At 65.1% G+C, this 20,145-nt stretch carries 17 protein-coding genes; 11 read left to right on the top strand and 6 right to left on the bottom strand.

Annotated features, from left to right (window positions below; translation table 11 throughout):
• Positions 1-423: 423 nt before the first annotated feature.
• Entirely contained in the window at positions 424-2,700 is a 2,277-nt protein-coding gene (locus B4N44_RS12270; protein ID WP_296701191.1) for a primosomal protein N', read from the bottom strand.
• Positions 2,701-3,158: 458 nt separating this feature from the next.
• On the opposite strand from B4N44_RS12270, the gene B4N44_RS12265 reads away from it, so the two are divergent.
• The 3 genes from B4N44_RS12265 to B4N44_RS12255 all read left to right on the top strand — a co-directional run bounded on the left by B4N44_RS12265 (position 3,159) and on the right by B4N44_RS12255 (position 5,346).
• On the top strand, positions 3,159-3,815 hold the full coding sequence (locus B4N44_RS12265; RefSeq protein WP_296701189.1) for an HNH endonuclease: 657 nt from the start codon (positions 3,159-3,161) through the stop codon (positions 3,813-3,815).
• 15 nt (positions 3,816-3,830) lie between these two features.
• A complete protein-coding gene (locus tag B4N44_RS12260; protein ID WP_296701187.1) occupies positions 3,831-4,706 on the top strand; it encodes a fructosamine kinase family protein in 876 nt (291 codons plus the stop codon).
• A 124-nt stretch (positions 4,707-4,830) separates the two neighbouring features.
• Positions 4,831-5,346 (top strand): SixA phosphatase family protein, encoded by a 516-nt coding sequence (locus tag B4N44_RS12255; RefSeq protein ID WP_296701195.1) that lies wholly within the window; start codon positions 4,831-4,833, stop codon positions 5,344-5,346.
• A 236-nt stretch (positions 5,347-5,582) separates the two neighbouring features.
• Here the strand turns inward: B4N44_RS12255 and B4N44_RS12250 are convergent, their stop codons facing one another.
• Complete coding sequence (locus B4N44_RS12250; protein ID WP_296701185.1) at positions 5,583-7,631, bottom strand: elongation factor G; 2,049 nt, start codon at positions 7,629-7,631, stop codon at positions 5,583-5,585.
• Between the two features lie 33 nt (positions 7,632-7,664).
• Here B4N44_RS12250 and B4N44_RS12245 point away from each other — a divergent pair, with 33 nt between their 5' ends.
• Complete coding sequence (locus B4N44_RS12245) at positions 7,665-8,630, top strand: L,D-transpeptidase family protein (protein WP_296701183.1); 966 nt, start codon at positions 7,665-7,667, stop codon at positions 8,628-8,630.
• Here the strand turns inward: B4N44_RS12245 and B4N44_RS12240 are convergent.
• A complete protein-coding gene (locus B4N44_RS12240; RefSeq protein WP_007192175.1) occupies positions 8,609-8,806 on the bottom strand; it encodes an alanine-zipper protein in 198 nt (65 codons plus the stop codon). The two genes, B4N44_RS12245 and B4N44_RS12240, sit on opposite strands and share 22 nt — an antisense overlap.
• A gap of 437 nt (positions 8,807-9,243) precedes the next feature.
• Here B4N44_RS12240 and B4N44_RS12235 point away from each other — a divergent pair, with 437 nt between their 5' ends.
• The 3 genes from B4N44_RS12235 (at position 9,244) to B4N44_RS12225 (ending at position 11,667) form a co-directional block, all read left to right on the top strand.
• Positions 9,244-9,855: a chorismate--pyruvate lyase family protein gene (locus B4N44_RS12235; protein WP_296701193.1), complete on the top strand. Its 612-nt coding sequence runs from the start codon at positions 9,244-9,246 to the stop codon at positions 9,853-9,855.
• Between the two features lie 41 nt (positions 9,856-9,896).
• Complete coding sequence (locus B4N44_RS12230) at positions 9,897-10,037, top strand: hypothetical protein (protein ID WP_296701178.1); 141 nt, start codon at positions 9,897-9,899, stop codon at positions 10,035-10,037.
• A gap of 760 nt (positions 10,038-10,797) precedes the next feature.
• Positions 10,798-11,667 (top strand): hypothetical protein, encoded by an 870-nt coding sequence (locus tag B4N44_RS12225; protein WP_296701176.1) that lies wholly within the window; start codon positions 10,798-10,800, stop codon positions 11,665-11,667.
• Positions 11,668-11,812: 145 nt separating this feature from the next.
• Here B4N44_RS12225 and B4N44_RS12220 read toward each other — a convergent pair whose 3' ends face one another.
• From B4N44_RS12220 to B4N44_RS12210, 3 genes are all read right to left on the bottom strand, one after another.
• Complete coding sequence (locus B4N44_RS12220) at positions 11,813-12,457, bottom strand: LutC/YkgG family protein (RefSeq protein ID WP_296701174.1); 645 nt, start codon at positions 12,455-12,457, stop codon at positions 11,813-11,815.
• Complete coding sequence (locus B4N44_RS12215) at positions 12,454-13,863, bottom strand: LutB/LldF family L-lactate oxidation iron-sulfur protein (RefSeq protein WP_296701172.1); 1,410 nt, start codon at positions 13,861-13,863, stop codon at positions 12,454-12,456. Before B4N44_RS12215 ends, B4N44_RS12220 begins: the two co-directional genes overlap by 4 nt.
• Before the next feature lie 363 nt (positions 13,864-14,226).
• Positions 14,227-15,003 carry a (Fe-S)-binding protein gene (locus tag B4N44_RS12210; RefSeq protein ID WP_296701171.1) on the bottom strand — a complete coding sequence of 259 codons (777 nt, stop codon included), beginning with the start codon at positions 15,001-15,003 and terminating at the stop codon, positions 14,227-14,229.
• Between the two features lie 169 nt (positions 15,004-15,172).
• On the opposite strand from B4N44_RS12210, the gene B4N44_RS12205 reads away from it, so the two are divergent.
• The 4 genes from B4N44_RS12205 to B4N44_RS12190 all read left to right on the top strand — a co-directional run bounded on the left by B4N44_RS12205 (position 15,173) and on the right by B4N44_RS12190 (position 20,018).
• Complete coding sequence (locus B4N44_RS12205) at positions 15,173-16,210, top strand: type IV pilus twitching motility protein PilT (RefSeq protein WP_296701169.1); 1,038 nt, start codon at positions 15,173-15,175, stop codon at positions 16,208-16,210.
• A 255-nt stretch (positions 16,211-16,465) separates the two neighbouring features.
• Positions 16,466-16,816 carry a hypothetical protein gene (locus B4N44_RS12200; protein WP_296701167.1) on the top strand — a complete coding sequence of 117 codons (351 nt, stop codon included), beginning with the start codon at positions 16,466-16,468 and terminating at the stop codon, positions 16,814-16,816.
• Between the two features lie 48 nt (positions 16,817-16,864).
• On the top strand, positions 16,865-17,770 hold the full coding sequence (locus B4N44_RS12195; protein ID WP_414718146.1) for a TIGR00730 family Rossman fold protein: 906 nt from the start codon (positions 16,865-16,867) through the stop codon (positions 17,768-17,770).
• A gap of 13 nt (positions 17,771-17,783) precedes the next feature.
• On the top strand, positions 17,784-20,018 hold the full coding sequence (locus B4N44_RS12190; RefSeq protein WP_296701163.1) for a TonB-dependent receptor family protein: 2,235 nt from the start codon (positions 17,784-17,786) through the stop codon (positions 20,016-20,018).
• The last annotated feature ends 127 nt before the right edge of the window (positions 20,019-20,145 follow it).

Below are 20,145 nucleotides of genomic sequence, written 5' to 3'. Positions count from 1 at the left end.
GGTGTAACTGCTCTTTTTAGGATCATCGCTCCGCCGACATTCGCCTTGGTCCCCGACACCTCCTAGTCACAAGCCGTGACTGAAGGTGCTCGACGTGTCACTTGAGGGGAACGAACGGATCGCCAACCACGGACCACGGCGTCGTCAGACGCTGACTACTGCCCTGCGCCTGCTGATCTGCACCGCCGATGCGTGGCCATCGTCACCGCTCATCCCCGGGGCGGCGGGAATTGCTGATCTAGTGCCATCGCTATCTTTCTTTGGTTTCTTGTGCTCGGGATAGAGCTGTCATCCCCGGTCGGATCGAGTCGGTCATCGATCGTTGATGCCTGCCGCCACGCCTTGTCGTTGTTGACTGCGCATGTCTGCGGGGCGACTTTAGTCGCCCTAAAGCGAAGCTCGGCAACAGCAAGGGCTCGACAATTAGTACATCTCTTGCGGATCCACGTCCAGTGACCAGCGCAGCCCTTTGCTTCTGGGCAAGGTGCGCAGGGCGAGGCTCCAGCCGGCCAGAAACCGCTGCAGCTGCGGGCGTTGTGACGACTGAATCAGAAGCTGGGCGCGGTAGTGTCCGCCGCGGCGCTCCATCGGGGCAGGGACCGGGCCGTAGCATTGCACCCCGAGCTCGGCGAGCGGTTCGGCACGGCCTTCGCCAGGTCTCTCGGCGATCAGGCGCGCTTGATTCAGGAAGGCCGTTGCGGTCTCGGCGGCCGGGGCCTCGGCGCGCAGCAGGGCGAGATGGCTGAACGGCGGCAGCTCGGCCTCGCGTCTCTCGGCAAGGGCGGTGGTCGCGAAGCCCGTGTAACCGTCGCGCAAGAGACTTTGGAGCAGTGGGTGCTCGGGGTGGCGGGTCTGCAGGACGACCCGTCCGGGGCGCTCGGCGCGTCCGGCGCGTCCGGTGACTTGAACGATCAGTTGCGCGGTGCGTTCCGGTGCGCGGAAGTCGCTTGCGTAGAGCGATTGGTCGAGATCCAGGATGCCGACCAGGGTCACGCCCGGGAAATCATGTCCCTTGGCCAGCATCTGGGTGCCGAGCAGGATCTGCACCTCGCCGCGCCGGATCTCGTCGAGGAGGCGCGCCAGCTCGCCACGGCGTCGGGTGGTGTCCCGGTCGAGCCGGGCGATGCCGACGCCCGGAAACAGGGGGCGCAGCTCTTCGTCCAGCCGCTCGGTGCCGCGTCCGAGCATGCGCAGATCCGTCCCCTTGCAGTCCGGACAGGCACTCGGCAACGGCCGCGTCCAACCGCAGTGATGACACCAGAGGCGTCGGCGAGCCAGATGGAGCGTGAGGCGGGCGTCGCAATGCGGGCAGTCGCCGACCCAGCCGCAGGCGTGACAGGTGAGCACCGGGGCATAGCCGCGGCGGTTCAGGAAGAGCAGCACCTGGTTGCCGGCGGCGATCTCGGTGCGCATCTCTTCGCGCAGGACCGCGGAGAGCCCGGCCTGCAGCGGCTGATTGCGGATGTCCAGCAGCGAGATCCGCGGCGTGCAGGCCGCGCCCGCGCGCTGCGGCAGACGCAGCCAGCCGTAGCGTCCGGTCTGCGCGTTGTTAAGCGTTTCGAGCGAGGGTGTCGCCGAGCCGAGCACGACCGGGCAACCGACCAGTTGGGCGCGTCGCACGGCGAGATCGCGTGCCGAGTAACGGAAGCCCTCCTGCTGTTTGAGCGATGCGTCATGCTCCTCGTCGACCAGGATCAGCCCGAGCCGCGGCAGGGGCACGAAGACCGCCGAGCGTGTCCCGAGCACGACTCCTGCACGCCCGGAGGCGGCGCGGTGCCAGGCCCGCTCGCGTTCTCCTGCCGCGAGCCCGGAATGCAGCACGGCGGGCGGGTCGGGCAGGCGCGAGGTCAAGCGTTCGCGCAACTGCGGGGTCAGACCGATCTCGGGAACGATCAGAAGGGTTTGATCACCACGCGCGGCGGCGGCCTCGATCAGGCGGATATAGACCTCGGTCTTGCCGCTGCCGGTCACGCCGTCGAGCAGGAAGGGGCTGAAACCGCCGAGTCCGGCCGCGACCCGGCGCAGGGCCTCGGCCTGATCGGCATTGAGCTCGGGGCCGGGGGCGGGCTCGGGGCGGGGCGCGTGCGTGACGGGCCCCGTCGGCGCGAGGCGGCAGGTCTCCAACAGGCCGCGTGCACGCAGGCTGCGCAACGTCGCGGCGCATGGACCCAAGCATGCGGTCAGATCGGCCACCGGAATCCCTTCGGGTACGGACCTGACCAGCGCGAGAAGCTCGCGTTGCTTTGGTGCCCGCCGCAGCGTCTCGAGGTCCAGGGTCCGGCCGGCGGGTGTTGCCGAGACGCCCGGGACCTGCTCGTCCAGGATGGGTTTGGCTTGGCGCAGACGGGCGGGGAGTGCGCTGAAGAGTGCCTCGCCGATTGGTTGCCGGTAATAGTCCGCCGCCCAGCGGATCAGGGTCAGGTCGGTCGCGCCCAAGACGGGGCGAGGGTCGAGGGGGCGCTCGATCGGCTTCAGGCGTGCGGGATCCTGATCCGAGGTGTCGCGCAGCTCGAGCAGAATGCCCACGCGCCGACCTTGTCCGAAGGGCACCAGCACGCGCTGACCGGGCAACAGGGACGAGGTTGCCGTGCAGCCGTCCGACTCCGGCGCCGGCGGCAGATAATCGAAGGCATCCATCAGCGGTGCGGCGACGGCAACACGCAGGATCGAGCCGGGCTTTCGGTACGGGTCGGGCGACACGTTGGTTGAGCGCTTTCTCTGAGGGCGGGCCCCCGAGGATGGGTGGCAGTCGTCGATTAGGCGCGTGACGTCTGCATTTCCCTAGGAAACACCGGCAATCACTTGTCGCGGAACATGAAACCCGAGCAACTCACAAATCCTGTGGGTAAGTCTGGGGATGACTGGTGTAAAGCGGATGCGAGCAGGCGCCGTTGTTACGGTTTTGTTGGTTTGGAAACTTTTTGGCCAACTTGAAAACATATTTTTAATCAATTGGTTGAATATTGCATGGGCCGCGCTGCCAGGTCGCCGTAAGCCTCCCCCGTACACCTTCGCGGCGTTGCGAGGCGGCTGTGAATGATCAATGGGTTAAAGCATGGGCGTGTCAACGTGCTGTTGCGAAAACGCGTGACGGCGCCGGGTTGCGCAAGAAAGTCAACTGTGTATCATGCTCGCAAATTCCGAGCCGTAACGCCGCTATGTTGTCACTGAATCAACAGGTACTGCGAACGGATTTGGCGGGTATGCCGATGGAATGGGTGGACTACCGGGTTGCCGCTCGGCTGTATTTCCTCGGGCAGGTAGCCTATGCCTGCGGGGAGGCCTTGTTCGAGCTGCGCGGGGGCATCAACTCGCGTACTCACCGACAGAGTCGCTTGGAGATCCACTCCATCATCGCGACCTACGGGACACATCACGCCCTGAACAAGCTTCAGGACGATTATGCACCACCCCTGTCGAACCGCACCCTGTTTCACCGCGACGACCACATGTGCATGTATTGCGGCAGCCGCTTCTCGGGTCGCCATCTGTCGCGCGACCACGTGCGTCCCACCAGTCGCGGCGGCAAGGATGTCTGGAACAACGTCGTGACCGCCTGCCTGCGCTGCAACAACTTCAAGGCCGGGCGTACGCCGGAAGCAGCGGGTATGGAGTTGTTGGCCGTGCCCTTCACGCCGACGCACGCCGAGTACATCTTTTTGATGGGACGCCATGTCCTGGCGGATCAGATGGCCTTCCTGCGCGCCCATTTCCCGCGCTCGAGTCCCTTGCATCGACGTGCCGCTCGGGGTGTCGAGGAGCCCCCCGATGAATGGTCTGGATGCGTGACCCCGACGAGTGACCCAGCCGAGTAACCGGTATCGATCCGGATGAATGATCGCGAAACGATCGCGCGCCAGATCGCGAGTGCAACCGGACGGCCTTTCCGTGTCCAACAAGAGCAATCGGTCGGAGGCGGCTGCATCAATCGCGCCGTCGTCCTCGCCGACGGTGCGCGGGCCTATTTCGTCAAGCTCAACAGCGCCGACCGGCTGGCGATGTTCGAGGCGGAGTCCGAGGGTCTCGCCGCCCTGCGCGAGGCGAATGCGATCCGGGTTCCCGAGCCGGTCTGCACCGGCATCGCGGGCGCCCAAAGCTATCTGGCGATCGAGTATCTGGACCTCGCCGGGCGCTTGGACGGTGCGCAGGCGGGCCGCCGACTCGCGCAGCTGCATCGACTCACTGCCCCCGACTTCGGGTGGCATCGCGACAACACCATCGGCTCGACCCCTCAGCACAACGCGCGAGCCTCCGATTGGGTCGACTTCTGGCGTGTACATCGGCTCGGGTTCCAGTTGGATCTGGCGGCCCGCAACGGCTACGGTCGCGCGCTGTCGGACTCGGGCGACTGCTTGATGTCGCTCCTCGGCGACCTGATCGGCCACCGCCCCGCCCCTTCTCTGCTGCACGGCGATCTTTGGGGCGGCAACATCGGCGCAACCCGCGAGGGCGAGCCGGTCATCTTCGATCCAGCTGTCTATTGCGGCGATCGGGAGACCGATCTGGCCATGACCGAGCTCTTCGGCGGCTTCGGGTCCGACTTCTACGCGGCCTATCGCGAGACCTGGCCGCTGCCGCCCGAGTACGGCACACGGAAGATCCTCTACAATCTCTACCACGTCTTGAATCACCTCAACCTCTTCGGCGGTGGCTATCTCGCACAGGCCAAAGGGATGATGGATCGGCTGCTGGCTGCGGTGCAGTGAGTGGCGGCGTGTGCCGCGCGGGGAATCCTCATTTCCTTGAAGATGACGGATATGTTAAAACGCCCGCTACTGCGACCAAGATTTGTTCGTTCCCTGCTTGAGTTACGTCGACCCCTTCTTCTCCATGCCCAGAGAGCTCCTTATCCTGCGACACGCCAAGTCCGACTGGGATTCGGTCGCGACGAGCGACTTCGATCGTCCCTTGGCCAAACGCGGAAAGAGCGATGCACCCAAGGTCGGAGCCTGGCTCTTTCGGGAGGGCTTGGTCCCGGATCTGGTGGTGAGCTCCCCGGCCGAGCGCGCCAAGCAGACCGCGTCAAAGGTCTGCAAGTGTCTCGACATCAAGAAAAAGCAGATCCTCTGGGATGTCGACATCTACGAGGCCGAGGTCCCGAAGCTCTTGTCCGTGCTCGGGCGCTGTTCCCCGGAGGCGGCGACTGTCCTGCTGGTCGGCCATAACCCGGGCCTCGAAGAGCTCCTCATGCACCTCGTCGGCGAGGATCTGGAGATCCCCGACGATGGCAAGCTCCTGCCCACCGCCACCGTCGCCCGCCTGGAGATGCCGGACGATTGGAGCGCCCTGCCGTGCGGCAGCGCTCAGCTGATCTCGATCACCCGCCCCAAAAGCCTCAAAGGCTGATCCCGTCGCGACTTAAACCGTGCCCAAAGCGGTCTGCGCTATTTTTGGATTGGATCGGCTCCGGCAGACTTGACGACCGCTGGAGTCGGTGCGGTTTAAGACATTCCGCAGTGTCCGTGCGGCGCCCGAGAAAAACCTCCTGTGCATTTTTCTCCTAAACCGCGTCTCTCCAAATCCGCCTGTGTTCACCAAGGCCGAAACGATCCTGAAACGTTGCGTATCCTGTCGGACGCGGTTTAGACGTCGAACCTGTCGAACTCCATGCTGAACTGCCCCCGGCCTTGGGTGAGACTGCGCAACGCCGTGGCATAGCCGAGCAGGGGTTCGAGGGCGGCCTCCGCGCGGATCGCCACGTCCTCGCCGACGGGCTCGGTGCCTTGGATCAGGGCGCGTCGTGCCTGCAGATCGCCCAAGACCGTGCCGAGGCTCGGTTCCGGGATGACGACCTCGACCCGCATGATCGGGTGCATGGCCGCCGGCTCGGCGCGCTCGAGCGCTTGGCGCAGCGCCTTGGATGCGGCCGCGCCCAGCGCCTCGGGGCTCGATGCCGCGCCGAACAGCTCGACCTCGGTGATCCGCACCAGGATGTCTTGGACTTGGGCGCCGAGCAAAGGCCCGGCCGTCAGGGTCGATCCCAGCGACTGCTCGATCGCCTCGCGTTGCGCCGTGCTCGCCTCTGCCCCTTCGGGGATGACACGTGCGCCCCATTCGATCCGCTCGCCGGTTCCTCGCGCGAGCGGTTCGATCGCGAGGGCGACGCGCGCCATGAGGGCCTGCTGACGTGGGTCGGGTGTCGGCGGGGGTGCAAACACCGCATCCGCCGAGGCCGACCGACGGATGGTCTCGCGCACGGCGACGGCCGGTCGGCCGCTGCGGATCCGTACGCCGAACTCGCGTTCGATGCGCTCGAGCACGATCTGAAGGTGGAGCTCGCCCATGCCGCGCAGCAGCCGCTGGCCGGTCTCGGGATCCTCCTCGACGCGCAGGGTCGGGTCTTCCTGTTGCACCTTGTCCAGGACCTCGAGCAGCTTATCCTCGTCCGTGCCGGCGACGGGCTCGATCGCCAGGCCCAGCACCGGGGAGCGGGCCTCGATCCGTTCCAGGCTCAGCAGGTGGCCGGGGGCGCAGAGCGTATCGCCGGTCGAGGCGTGGCGCAGTCCGGCCAGGAGGACGATCTCGCCGGCTTCGGCCCGATCGATGCGGGTCTTCTTGCCGGCATCGACGTCGAAGAGACGTGCGACCTGCTCGCGCCGAGCCCCGGCGGTCGAGGTCGGCATCTCCACCGCGTCGCCCGGCGCCAAGGTTCCGCGATAGATCCGCGCAAAGACATGACGGCGTCCTTCCCAGAGCTGAACCTTGAAGGCGAGGGCCGCCAGCGGACCCTCGATGCCCATCGCAATCTCGACCTCGGTCCCGTCCGGCAGTACGGCATGGGCCGAGGGTCGGTCGAGCGGGGCAGGCAGGAAATCGACCACCCCGTCGAGCAGCGGTTGAACCCCGAGATTGCGGAGCGCACTTCCGCCGTAGCAGGGACAGAAGCGGCCCGCCAGCGTGCCGCGACGGATCGCGGCGCGCAGGGCCTCGGGCGGCGGCTCCTCGCCGGCCAGGACGCAATCGGCCAGGCCCTCGTCCATCTCCGCGGCAGCCAAGTACAGGGATTCGCGCAGATCCGCGAGCGCGTCCCAGAGCGCGTCCGAACACGGCTCGGCGACGAGCGTGTCTCCCTGTTCGCCGAGGAAACCAATCCGCCTTCGCTCGATCAAATCCACGACCGCGCCCTCGTCCGGGAGCGGAAAGGTGATGGCGACCGGCTCGATCTTCAGGCGCCGCCTGACCGCGTCGAGCGCTCGCCGGTAGTCCGCTCCCGGGCGATCCATCTTGTTGACGAAGAAGAGGGTCGGCAGATTGAAGCGGGTGCGTTGACGCCACACCGTCTCGGTTTGAGGTTCCACGCCCCGTACCCCGTCGAGCACCAGGATGCAGCCGTCGAGAACGCGCATGGCGCGCTCGACCTCGATCGTGAAGTCGACATGACCGGGTGTGTCGACCACCTGCAACAGGTGCTCGCGCCAAGGAGCCTTGGTCACCGCCGCGGTGATGGTGATGCCGTGCTGCTGCTCCTCGACCATATAGTCCATATGGGCGGCGCCGTCGTGGACCTCGCCGATCTTGTAGGAGGCGCCGGTGTAGAAGAGGATTCGCTCGGTCAACGTGGTCTTGCCCGCGTCGACGTGGGCGGCGACGCCGATGTTGCGGACGTGAGACAATCGCGACAGTTTCTTCATCCGATTTCAACCGATACAGTAGCGAGAGAGTGTATGAGCGATTTCGATCTTGGCCGACGTAAACGCGCGTGGATCGTCACGACGGTCTGCGCGTCTGTCTTGGGCTTCGGCGCCATCGACGGTGCCGAGGCCGAGACCTTCCGCCTCGAGAACCCGAAGGATTCCGTGGTGGGGGTTCCCTTCTACTTCAAGGCGCGTGCGCAGGATACCTTGCTGGACATCGCGCGCCAGAACGGGCTGGGTTTCGACGACATGCGTCAAGCCAACCCGAGCATCGATATCTGGGTGCCCGGCGAGGGCACGCCCGTAATGGTTCCGGCCCTTTACGTACTTCCGGATGCGCCGCGGACCGGCATCGTGGTCAATCGAGCCGAAAAGCGACTCTACTACTTCCCGCCGAATGACCCCAACGAGGTGCGCATCTACGCCATCACCGTCGGCAAGGATGCGATGAGCACGCCGTTGGGCAGCTTCAAGGTGATCGAAAAGCGCAAGGATCCGACCTGGACACCCGGCCCGATGACCCGCGCGAACCATGCCGCGCGCGGCCATATCCTGCCGCCGACGGTACCGCCGGGTCCCGACAATCCGCTGGGCGAGTATGCCATGCGTCTGAGCAATCCGGATTACCTGATCCACGGGACCAGTCAACCTTGGGGCCTCGGGATGGAAGTCAGCGGCGGCTGCATCCGCATGTATCCCGAGGGCATCGAAGAATTGTATGGTTTGACCGACATCTCGACCGAGGTCAACATCATCGATCAACCCTATAAGGTCGGATGGCGTGGAGACGACCTCTACCTGGAGGTCCAGACCGGCGAGAAAAGCGTTCGGAAGAGTGCGAGAGAGGTGATCCCTCAATGGGTGAAGGACACCGACGGCGTGAAGATCGACTGGGAGGCGGTAGAGCGGGCTGTCAAAGAGGACACCGGCATCCCACAACTCGTGGGAAGCCGGCGCAGTCCCTCGGGAGGGTCTTACTTGCCCATGATCTTCTGATACATGCGGTCAAGACGCTCGGTGTTGGCGTTGCAGCAAGCCTGGGCACTGTTGGCAGTGTCCATGGCCTGCTGAGCCATGTCGCGAGCGGTCTGGTCGGTCGTGCAACCGCCCAGCAAGGAAACGCCGAGAACGGCAACAGCGGACAGGGAAGCGAGCTTGACAATCTTGGTCATCGTTTTAAGTCTCCAAAGTTGGCCACTAGGCCCTATGTATATAACACATAACCGCGGGTTTTTCCCAACCTCGGGCCTTGTCCCGCCCGAAGGTGCCGGGAAGGTTGGGCTGAGGCAGGCGACTGATCTCGCGTCTGTTGCTTTTGCCTCACTCCGAGGAGTGCGAGGCGCTGGCCCCGGACGCGAATCAGCGTACAGATTGAGGCAAATTTAGCCACGTATCAAGTCCGCCACGGTGGGGTGTGTAGGTTTTTTTCGGCGACGGATCGGCATCGCTTGCCTGAGCGCCGAGCAGCGGCGATCCGTCGTCGATCGAGATGGCGCGTCCCCGTGCGTCCGAACTGGAACGTCTCATCCCCGTGGGGCAGAATTGTGCCCGATCGATCACGCCGATGATGCGTCGGAAGACCGCCCTCGTCGGCCCGAAGGAGATCCAGATGCGCCGTTTCTACGGTCGTTCAGTGCAGGACCAGGGGGCGCAATCCGCTCAGGCACCCTTCCGTTGCGACGGTTTCGTCCGCGACGGCGTCATCGCCGCACCTCCCGAGGAGCCGGTGCCGCTGCGGGTGCTTCCGGCCTTCCTGCGTGCGCTCCTGGTGACGGACGGGACCGTGACCAAGATCCTCGAAGCCTATTTCTGGGAGCCCGTCACGGTCGATACACTCGAGCAGCGTTTCGAGACTGCCGAGGAGCCTGTTCCGGCGATTCAGATCGCGCCCGGCGATCGCTGTCTGATCCGCGATGCGCGGCTGCGCGGAACGGATTCGGGTCGCAGCTTTGCCGAGGCGTTTTCGCTGATTCGTACCGAGCTGATCCCGTCGGGCTTCCGCCAGCGCCTGATCGATCGGGAGATCGGCATCGGTGTGCTGATTCGCGACAGCGGTTTGGAAAGCTATCGCGAGGTTCTGGACGTCGGGATGGACGTGAGCTCCGACGGTGGCGCTGCCGTGTGCCGAACCTATCGCATCATCATCGAGCGGCGCCCCGTGATCCTGATTACCGAGTGTTTTCCGCTCGCGCTCTATGCCGGGGAGCGGGACGTCACCTGACCGGGTCCGACCATCACCCTCACTCTCACCACGAATGGATCATGCCGTTCCCCATCGATCCCGTTCGGCTGTACGAGACCCCGCAAGGCGTCGACCTTGCGCTGCGGGTCGCCGGTCCGGCCCCGCGCGCCTTTGCCGACCTGCCGGATGTCTTTATCCGCTTTGAACCTTTCCTTAGGTGATTTCCGAGTGGGCGAGCGGCTGATACTGGGTGGGCCTCGCTGTAACGCCGTCCCTTGGCCTGCGGGAGCAGGCGCAGGGTCATGAGGATCAAGGCGGAATGGTTCTTGACCTTGTGACTGACGAAGGCCGTGAGCGGCGCGCCGTCGCGCACCAGCTTGTAGTCCTTGACCAGTCGGTGATAGGAGTTCGCCGGAAAGGCCAAGGGAGGCAGATCGCCCTTGGCGACTGAATTTGCGCCCCTGTTTAATCGCCCTGATCTCATGGATGGCACCGTCCGGGCCGGTAATCGCCCGGCCCGGATCGACGAGGACAGCATGGCGATCCCGAAGACGACGCCGGGGATCGGAATGCGCAAGTTCCGATCAGTACCTGCTCCGGCACGCTTCGGTGGTTTCGAAATGACTCTATTCCGGCGTGTCGTCTCGTCCCTCAAGCTGCAGCCGCCCTTCCCGGTGGCATCGCTCACTAGACCGGCACCCCAACCGTCAGTGACTCATGACACCGCTCCGCGGTGTCATGCGTGCCCCTGGCGCTCTGCGCCATGTGCCACTATGGCCCGAGTCGCAAGCAAGGCATTCCCGGCGACGGCAGCGAATAGGCGCGTGACGGAAATGCGCGTCCTCGGCCTTGCGACGAGGAGTCTACTGCGCTTTGTAGGGTCTCGCTCATGCGACCCGACACGCGAGGCGTCGGGCGCCGGTGCGTTCCGAGCGCCGCGCTCATCAAGCATCGTCATCATGTCGGCGCTATCATCCGGCCATGAGCACATTGCGCGAGTCCATGGCCGAGCAGGGTTTCGAGTCCAACGACGACTACGACTTTCAGGTGCGTTGCCTGCTGAAGGGCTCGCCGAATCGGATTCGTACCTTGAATATCCAGGGCGACGGCGAGCGCCGTAAGACCGCCTTCGCGACCGCGCTCGCCCATGCACTCGATACCCCGCACATCCTCTACCACGACTTTTCGGACGAGGAGCCGCCTACACCCGAGGTGATCTTGCCGCCGGGTACCGACGAGTACGGCCGCAAGGCGTCTGCGGTCGACCCGCTCGACGACATCCTCAGCGAGGCCTGTGCGCTGAGCGAGGCCGAGTCGACGGTACTGATCCTGGATCAGTTGCAGGCGGCCGATTTCCGCGAGCATATCCGGGTGCATCGCCTGATCCGCGACCGGCGCTGGTTGGTGCGCGACGCGCCCTATTATGCCAACCCGCGCAACCTGCTCTTGTTCCTGATCAGCGAGGCCCCGCTCTACCACGCGCTGCAACGCGAGAGCTTCCGGGTCTGGGTCGGCCGCGTGTCCGAGCGGCGGGTGACCTTGAGTCCCGCAGAGTTGGGGCTCGGTGTCGACGCGGCGCCCTTGCTTGATGCCCTGAACGACCTCTTCGGTGCCCTCGACGCTTCACCGACACGCAGCGAGGTTGCTCGGTTGCTCGACGATCTCACTGCACAGGTTCAAACCGAGGAGCACCTCGTCCACGCCCTGTTCGGCCGCTGCGAAGGTATCGATCGCGAGCGTATGAGGGATCCGGATCTGCTGCCCGTGCTGAGCCGGGTCATCGAGAAGCTACGAGACTATCTGGATATCGAGCAGATCGTGGTCGGAAGGGGTTGCGAAGATGTGGAATGAGGTTCGGATGGAATAGGGTCCGGCCTTTAGGAATGCCCAAACGATCGACCGGCCTGAGGTTGTGCCGAGCCGTGCGAGGCACAACCAACCATCGGCGCAAGTTGTGCTTCCTATCGTCGGTACAACCTACCGATTTCGTATTCCATCAGTCCACCAGCACCACATGCAACCGTCGCGGCCCGTGGGCGCCGAGCTGGATGGTCTGCTCGATGTCGGCCGTGCGCGAGGGGCCCGAGACGAGGTTGACGGCCCGCGGCATCCCGCCCGTGCGCTCACGCAACGCTGCCCAGGCGTCCTCGAAGTGCCGGAGGATCCGTGCTGTCTCCAGAACTACGACCTGGTTGTCCGGGACGAAGTTGTGGGTGGTCGGGCTGTCGGGGGAGGCAAGGAGCATGAGGGTGCCGGTCTCGGCGATCCCGGCGAATGCAGGTGTGACCGACAGGGTCTCCTCGATTCCGGCGCGGTTGTAATGGATGGTCCAGTCGGCGGGCCAGTCGAGGTCCTTCAACCCGGCGCCGACGGCGGCGCGCGGGGCGAGGCCGTGAGCCGATCGGAAGGTTTCCACGACGGCCGGGATCTGTGCTCGGTCGGCAACGCGCGCGACTGTGCCCGAGCGGCTTTCGAGCTTGCGGATAAATCGCACCGTCAGGTCTTCGTCGAAGGCCGGGCGAAGATGCCGAACCGGTGTGATGATGCGTGCATCCAGGGCCGCACTGGCGGGCGAATCGAGCGGTTCGCGCCCCGCCGCGCGACGCACGGCATCCAGAATGTCCTCTCGCGCGCTGCTCATGACTGTCCTCGCTCGGCCTGCCAGCGTTCCAGAAAGGTCCGGCCGGATGGAGCCGGCAGATCCCGACCATCAGTCCAGCCGCGCGCCCCCGGCAGGCGGCGGATGCGACCCGCACGAGCGCCGATTGCGGCGAGTGCACGCGCGGCCAGGCGCTCCAGTGCGTGGTAGAGCTTGGGTCGGGTCGCCAAGAGATGCCAGACGGCGAGCGCCCGGCGCTTGCGACGCGGGGTGATCGACTGCTTGAATTGCTCGTGTCGCAGTCGACGCAGGAGATCCGGCAACGGGATCTTCACCGGGCAGACCGAGGCGCAGCGGCCGTTCAGGGTGCAGGCATTGGGCAGGTCATAGGCGGCGTTCAAGCCCTTGATCAAGGGGGTCAGCACCGAGCCCATGGGGCCGGGATAGACCCAGCCGTAGGCATGGCCGCCGATCGCGCCGTAGACGGGGCAGTGATTCATGCAGGCGCCGCAACGGATGCAGCGCAGCATCTCGCGAAAGGGTCCGGCGAGCATGCGCGAACGGCCATTGTCGACCAGGATCACATGGTATTCCTCCGGCCCGTCGAGGTCGGCGGCGCGTTTGGGTCCGGTCGAGAGGGTCGTGTAGGTCTCGGTCTCCTGACCGGTGGCGCTGCGCGCGAGCAGGCGCAGGAAGAGTGTCGCGTCGTCCAGCGTGGGCACGACGCGCTCGATCCCGGCGGTGACGATGTGCACCCGTGCGAGCGTCTGGGTGAGATCGCCGTTGCCCTCGTTGGTGACGATTAGACTGGAGCCGGTCTCGGCGATCAGGAAGTTGCCGCCGGTGATGCCGACATCGGCCTGGAAATAGCGCTCGCGCAGCGCCAGACGGGCCGCGTCGACCAGGTCCGCGATCTCGGTGAGGCGCGGTCCGCCGTGGGCCTGCTCGAAGAGATCGGAGACCTGCTCGCGGGTCTTGTGCACGGCCGGGGCGATGATGTGCGAGGGCGCCTCGCCCGCAAGCTGGATGATGTACTCGCCCAGATCGGTCTCGACCAGGGTCAGGCCGGCATCGATCAGGGCCGTGTTGAGACCGATCTCCTCTGACACCATCGATTTGCCCTTGGTGACGGTACGCGCATCCACGCGACGGCAGATGTCGAGGATAATGCGGCGGGCCTCGGCGTCGTCGCGGGCCCAGTGGACATGACCGCCGGCCGCAACGACGGCGGCCTCGTAGCGCTCCAGATAATGATCGAGATGATCGAGGACGTGGTCCTTGAGCGTCTTGGCTGCCTCGCGCAGGGCCTCGAACTCGGACAGCTCGGCGACCTGCACCGCACGCTTGGCGACGAAGCCGTCGCGCGCCTTGTCCAGCGCCTGTTGGAGGCTGGTGTCACGGAGTGCTGCGACCGCGCGTGGCTGAAATTCGTGTGAGCGGATGTCCAATGACCGTACCCTCGGGTCTATCGGTGGATGGAGGTCGGATCAACGCGGGTTCATCCGACTGGTACGACAACGGCCGGGGTTGTGCCGAGATGCTGTGCACGCCGAGCGAATCGACGGTCGTCGAAGGTGTCGAGCGCTGCACAACGGGAGCAACCCGAGAGATGCAAGGCACTTGCCCCTTGTCCGAGACGGTGATTGTCGAAATGGCTATCGTCTCTTGTCTTACACGGTAAGAACTGCGGTCTGGCGAATCGGCAACGGTGCGCAAGTTCAGCGATCCAGCGCGGCACCGAAGGCATCCGACCGACGGGGTCGATGTTGAATCGCGGCATCGGGAACATCCTCGCGCCGCGCTGCAACGGCTCAACTCCGCCCGTCGCCGATGCCCGGACCGTCCGCCGTCCCGGCCAGCACCTCTGCAACATGAAACACCCGGACCGGCGAGCCGATCCGGCTCAGCCGCCCGGCGATGTTCATCAGACAGCCCAGATCGCCGCCGATCAGCGAATCGGCCCCGGTGGCGTGGATGTTGCGGATCTTGTCGTCGACGATCTTGACCGAGATCTCGGGATATCCGACGCAGAAGGTCCCGCCGAACCCGCAGCAGACCTCGCTGTCGGTCATCTCGCGCAGGGTGAGCCCCTTCACGCCGGCGAGCAGTTGTCGCGGCTGACCTTTGATGCCGAGTCCGCGCAGGCCGGAGCAGGAGTCATGATAGGTCGCAATTGTGTCGAATCCGGCCTGAACCCCTGTGATGCCCAGGACGTCGACCAGGAACGACGTCAGCTCCCAGCTTTTTGCCGCAACGGCCTCGGCGCGGTCGCGCCAGTTGCGGTCTGCTGCAAAAAGGACGGGATAGTCATGCCGGATGGTCGCCATGCAGGAGCCCGAGGGACCGACGAGATAATCGTAGTCCTCGAAGGTGGCGATCACCTGTTTGGCGAGTGTGCGTGCGGAGTCGTTGTCGCCCGAGTTGTAGCCCGGCTGTCCGCAACAGGTCTGGCTCGGCGGCACGCCGACGATGCAGCCTGCCTCCTCGAGCAGCTTTGCTGCGGCAAAGCCGATGTTCGGCCGGAAGAGGTTCATGAGGCAGGTTGCGAACAGTCCGACACGCGGGGATGTCTTGGGGGTATCGGTCATCGGACGAGGCTCCGGTGGGTCTTGAATTTGATCCGTGGTCGATCTCGATCCGGCACTCTAAACCGTATGGGCCAAAACACGCCGACGGTAGATCCGCCGAGACCGAGGCCGGCGCTTCGGGCTATGCTAGACCACGTCATGCCGGCCGCGGTTAAATCGGGAGTGATTCGTGGATATCGCCGAACTACTGGCCTTCAGCGTCAAAAACAACGCCTCGGACCTGCATCTCTCTGCCGGCCTGCCGCCGATGATCCGTGTCGACGGCGACATGCGCCGCATCAATGTCCCGCCGCTCGATCATCGCTCGGTGCATTCGCTTGTCTACGACATCATGAACGACAAGCAGCGCAAGGACTACGAGGAGTTTTTGGAAACGGACTTCTCCTTCGAGATTCCGGGTCTGGCCCGGTTCCGCGTCAACGCATTCAACCAGAAGCGCGGCGCCGGTGCGGTCTTTCGCACGATCCCCTCGAAAGTCTTGTCGCTCGAAGAGCTGAATGCGCCCGAGAGTTTCAAGGAGATCATCAGCGTTCCGCGCGGCCTCATCCTGGTGACCGGGCCGACCGGTTCGGGTAAGTCCACGACCCTGGCTGCAATGGTCGACCATCTCAACGAGACCGAGCACGCGCACATCCTCACGATCGAGGATCCGATCGAGTTCGTACACGGAAGCAAGAAGTGTTTGGTCAACCAGCGCGAGGTGCACAAGGACACGCTGGGCTTCAGCGAGGCGTTGCGCTCCGCGTTGCGCCAGGATCCGGACATCATCCTGGTCGGCGAGATGCGCGATCTGGAGACCATTCGGCTGGCGATGACCGCGGCCGAGACGGGGCATCTGGTCTTCGGGACGCTGCACACCACCTCGGCGGCCAAGACGATCGACCGCATCATCGATGTCTTTCCCGCGGCGGAGAAGGAGATGATCCGGGCGATGCTCTCGGAGTCGCTGCGCTCGGTCATCGCGCAGACGCTGTTGAAGCGAGTCGGCGGCGGGCGGGTCGCCGCGCACGAGATCATGATCGGTACGCCGGCCATCCGTAACCTCATCCGCGAGGCCAAGGTGGCCCAGATGTATTCGGCGATCCAGACCGGGCAAGCGCACGGCATGCAGACCCTGGATCAGAACCTCAAGGAGTTGGTCCAACAGGGCTTGGTGTCGCGCAAGGACGCGCGGATGAAGGCCCAAAACAAGGACGGCTTTACCTGATCCCGACTCGCCGAGCCTTGTCGGGCCGAGTGCTGCGCTGCGCCATGCCGATTCCGGACGGTCGCGCGCGTTCGGGGATCGCTGGTCCGGCCAAGCATGGATGGCTGCCGGCGGGTCGTGTCTCTAGGTGATCGACGCGACTGAGCATCCCGACTGCGCAAGCCCGGAAGGCCTGAAGGCTGTGGGTGCGAATCGATGCGCACCGACATGCCGGTCGTTCCTTTCCGGGAAATCGCCTCAAAATCGAGGGCGCGTATGGACCTGAATCGTGTAATCGAGCACCTGCTGAGTGTGGTCGTCGAGCGCAAGGCGTCCGACCTCTTCATCACCGCAGGCTGGCCACCCAGCGTCAAGATCGACGGGGCCATCTATTCCGCGACGAAACATCCCGTGTCGGCCGAGCAGTCACACGACATGGTGCTCGGCCTCATGAACGATCGCCAGCGCGAGGAGTTTCGCACGACCAATGAGTGCCAGTTCGTGATCGATCGCCCCCGGCTCGGGCGTTTCCGCGTCAGCGCATTCGTCCAGCGCGAGGCGACGGATCGCATGATCGACGGGGTTTCCCGCGTGCATGACGAGGCGCATCGCGGCCGGCGACCTTGATCCGAGCCCGCCCCGAATCCGCAACCGACTCCGAGAGCCTCGCGCATGATGCCCAAACCAACCGACCGCAATCACGTCACCCTACCGACCGCCCGCGAGGATGCCGAGCGGGCGGCCGAGATCAGCTCGACGCCGCAAACGCGCTCAGCGGCCTACCGTCTCGCCTACACGGATGTCGATTTTCTGATGCGCGACGAGGCGCGGCCGCTGCGCCTGCAGCTCGAGCTGCTCAAGCCCGAGCTGGAGTTGCAGGACCAGCGGGTCGAGTCGACCATCGTGGTCTTCGGCAGCGCCCGAATTCCGGATCCCGAGGCGGCTGCACGGAACCTGGTGGACGCCGAACGTGCGCGGGCTGCCGCGCCGGCGGATGCGCAGGCGCAAGCCGCCGTCGAGCGCTGCCGGCGTGCGCTCGATCGCTCGCACTACTATGCGGAGGCGAGGCGTTTCGCGCGCATCGTCTCCGAGCAGGAGCAGAACGCGGAATCACGCTGTTTCGTGATCGTCACGGGTGGCGGGCCCGGCATCATGGAGGCGGCCAATCGCGGCGCCGCCGACGTCGATGCCGTCTCGATCGGGCTCAGCATCACGCTTCCGCACGAGCAGGCCCCGAACCCCTACATCACCCCGGAGCTGTCGTTCCAGTTTCACTACTTCGCCCTGCGCAAGATGCATTTCCTCATGCGTGCGAAGGCCTTGGTGGTCTTTCCCGGCGGCTTCGGCACCTTCGACGAGCTCTTCGAGACGCTCTGCTTGATTCAGACGAAGAAGATTCGACCCATGCCCGTGATGCTCTTCGGGCGGGCATTCTGGGAGCGCGTCATCGACTTCGAGGCGCTGGTCGATGAAGGGGTGATCGGTCGCGACGACCTTGCGCTCTTCAGCTTCGTCGAGACCGCGGAGGATGCCTGGTCACGGATCTATGCGCATTATGACGGATTGGGCTGCGAATCCTGATCGGGATACCCGAGTGACTCGGGCCGTCGGCTCGATCATCGGTCTCGCGGTCGCGGTCGCGGCTCTCCAGTGCGGGGCTGCGACCGCGCAGGGGCTCCAGCCAACGGAGTCCGACGAAGAGACGATCGAGCTGGCCCCGTTGGTGGTGACCGCTACACGCTCGGGCGAAACCACCTTCGACCTGCCGGTCGCCATCGATGTCCTGGACAAGGCGATCATCCAGAACCAAAAGCCCATGGTGCTGATCTCCGAGGATCTGGCGCGCGTCCCCGGGACGGTCGTGACCAACCGCGGGACCTACGCGCAGGAAGAGCAGATCATGATCCGCGGCTTCGGCGGACGCTCCCAGTTCGGGACACGCGGGGTCAAGCTGATCGCGGATGGCATCCCCGCGAGCACGCCGGACGGCCAGGGCGGACCCGGGCTTTTCGATTTGGGATCGGCGCGATCCATCGAGGTGATGCGCGGCGGTTTCTCCGCCCTCTACGGCAACCACTCGGGCGGCGTCGTGCAGGTCTTCACCGAGGACGGTCCGCCCGAGCCGACCCTGTCGGTGCGTCTGATGGGCGGCAGCGACGGCACCTGGATCACCGGGACCAAGCTGGGTGGCGAGGTCGGGCGTCTGAACACTGTCGTCGATCTGTCCCGCGCGCAGACCGACGGCTACCGCGATTGGAGTCGCGCCACCAAGGAGCAAGCCAACACCAAGCTTAAGATTGCGCTCGACGGCGGCGGTACCCTCAGCCTGATCGCGAATGCCTTGAATCTGCCCGAGAGCCAAGATCCGCTCGGCCTGACCGCGGAGGAGGTCAAGCGCAATCCCCGCCAAGCGTCGCCTGCCGCGCGGATCTTTCAGACCCGGCGCACGCTCGACAACCTCCAGGGCGGGGTCGTCCTGGATCAGCCGCTGAGCGATGCGGACAACCTGCGCGTCATGGCCTACACAGGCACACGCAGCAACGAGCAGTACCTCGCCATCCCGCTCGCCAACCAGAACGCCATCACGGCCTCGGGCGGCGTGAGCGCGTTCGACCGCCGTTTTGCCGGCGGAAACCTCCTCTGGACCCGTTCGACGACACTCGCCGACGGCCCCCTGACCTTGGTCCTGGGCGGGGAATACGATCGGTCCTCCGAGGAGCGCAAAGGTTATCTCAACGTCTTGGGCGAGCGTGCCGCGCTCAAGCGCGACGAAGACAATACCGTGGCGAGTTGGGGAACCTTCGTTCAGGGCACCTGGGGGTTCGCACCCCGCTGGAGTCTGGATCTGGGGTTACGTTTCACCGAGGTCCGCTTCGACTCCGACGACGGCTTCATCTGCACCCCCGATCGCGTGACCGCACCCGGCACGCGGCCGGGCACCTGCAGCGGCTCGACCGTTCCGATCACGGCCACCAACCTCAACCCCGACGACAGCGGAAGTGGCACCTACGGCGCCTGGACGCCCGCGCTCGGCCTCCTCTACAACCTGACGCCATCGATCAATCTCTACGCCAACCTCGGCAAGACCTTCGAGACGCCGACCTTCACCGAGCTGGCCTATCGCCCCGACGGCGGTGCCGGCCTAAACCTGGATCTGGATCCCGCCGTGAGTCGGCACTACGAGATCGGCGCCAAGTTTCTGCTCGGCGCGGACGCCCGCCTGAATCTCGCACTCTTCCAGATCGACAGCGACGACGAGCTGACCGTGGCGACCAACGGGGGTGGACGGGCAACCTACCGTAACGCGCCCGCGTCGCGTCGCCGAGGTGTGGAGCTGCTGCTGGAGGCACCCCTGGGTCGTGGCTTTGCCGGCTATCTGGCGGCGACCTACCTGGACAGCACATTCACCGAGAGCTTCCCGGCCTGCGCGGGCATTCCATGCCGTACCGTCGCACCGACCCTCAATGTGACGAGCGTCGAGTCGGGCAACCGCATCCCCGGCGTCCCCGCGTTCATGCTCTTCGGCGAGCTCTCCTACGCCTACGAGCCACTGGGGTTCGACGCAGCGATGAGCTTCTATGGACAGGACAAGGTCTACGTGAACGACCGCAACAGCGAGACGGCGCCCGGATACTGGCTCGCCAACCTCCGCGCGGGCTTCACGCAGGACCTGGGCGGACTCCGGCTCTCGGAGTTCGTGCGCATCGACAATCTGCTGGACGAGCCCTACATCTCCGCGGTGAGCGTCAACGACGCCAACGGCCGCTTCTATGCGCCCGGCCCCGGCACCGGTTTCCTGATCGGCCTCACGGCGAGCTATAGCTTCTAAACCGCGTCCAGAGCGAGATGCTGAGTTTTCGAGTGAGCTCGACGTTTGGTGCATCCACGGCCCTTAGCGGGGACGCGGTTTAAAATCATATATTTTTTAATTTCTTAAACCGCGCCGGCTCCAGCGG

The sequence above is a fragment of the Thiocapsa sp. UBA6158 genome (genome assembly GCF_002423035.1).
Lineage (GTDB): Bacteria > Pseudomonadota > Gammaproteobacteria > Chromatiales > Chromatiaceae > Thiocapsa.
Note: the sequence above shows the minus strand (reverse complement) of the source record. Positions and strands in the feature narration are given on the sequence as shown.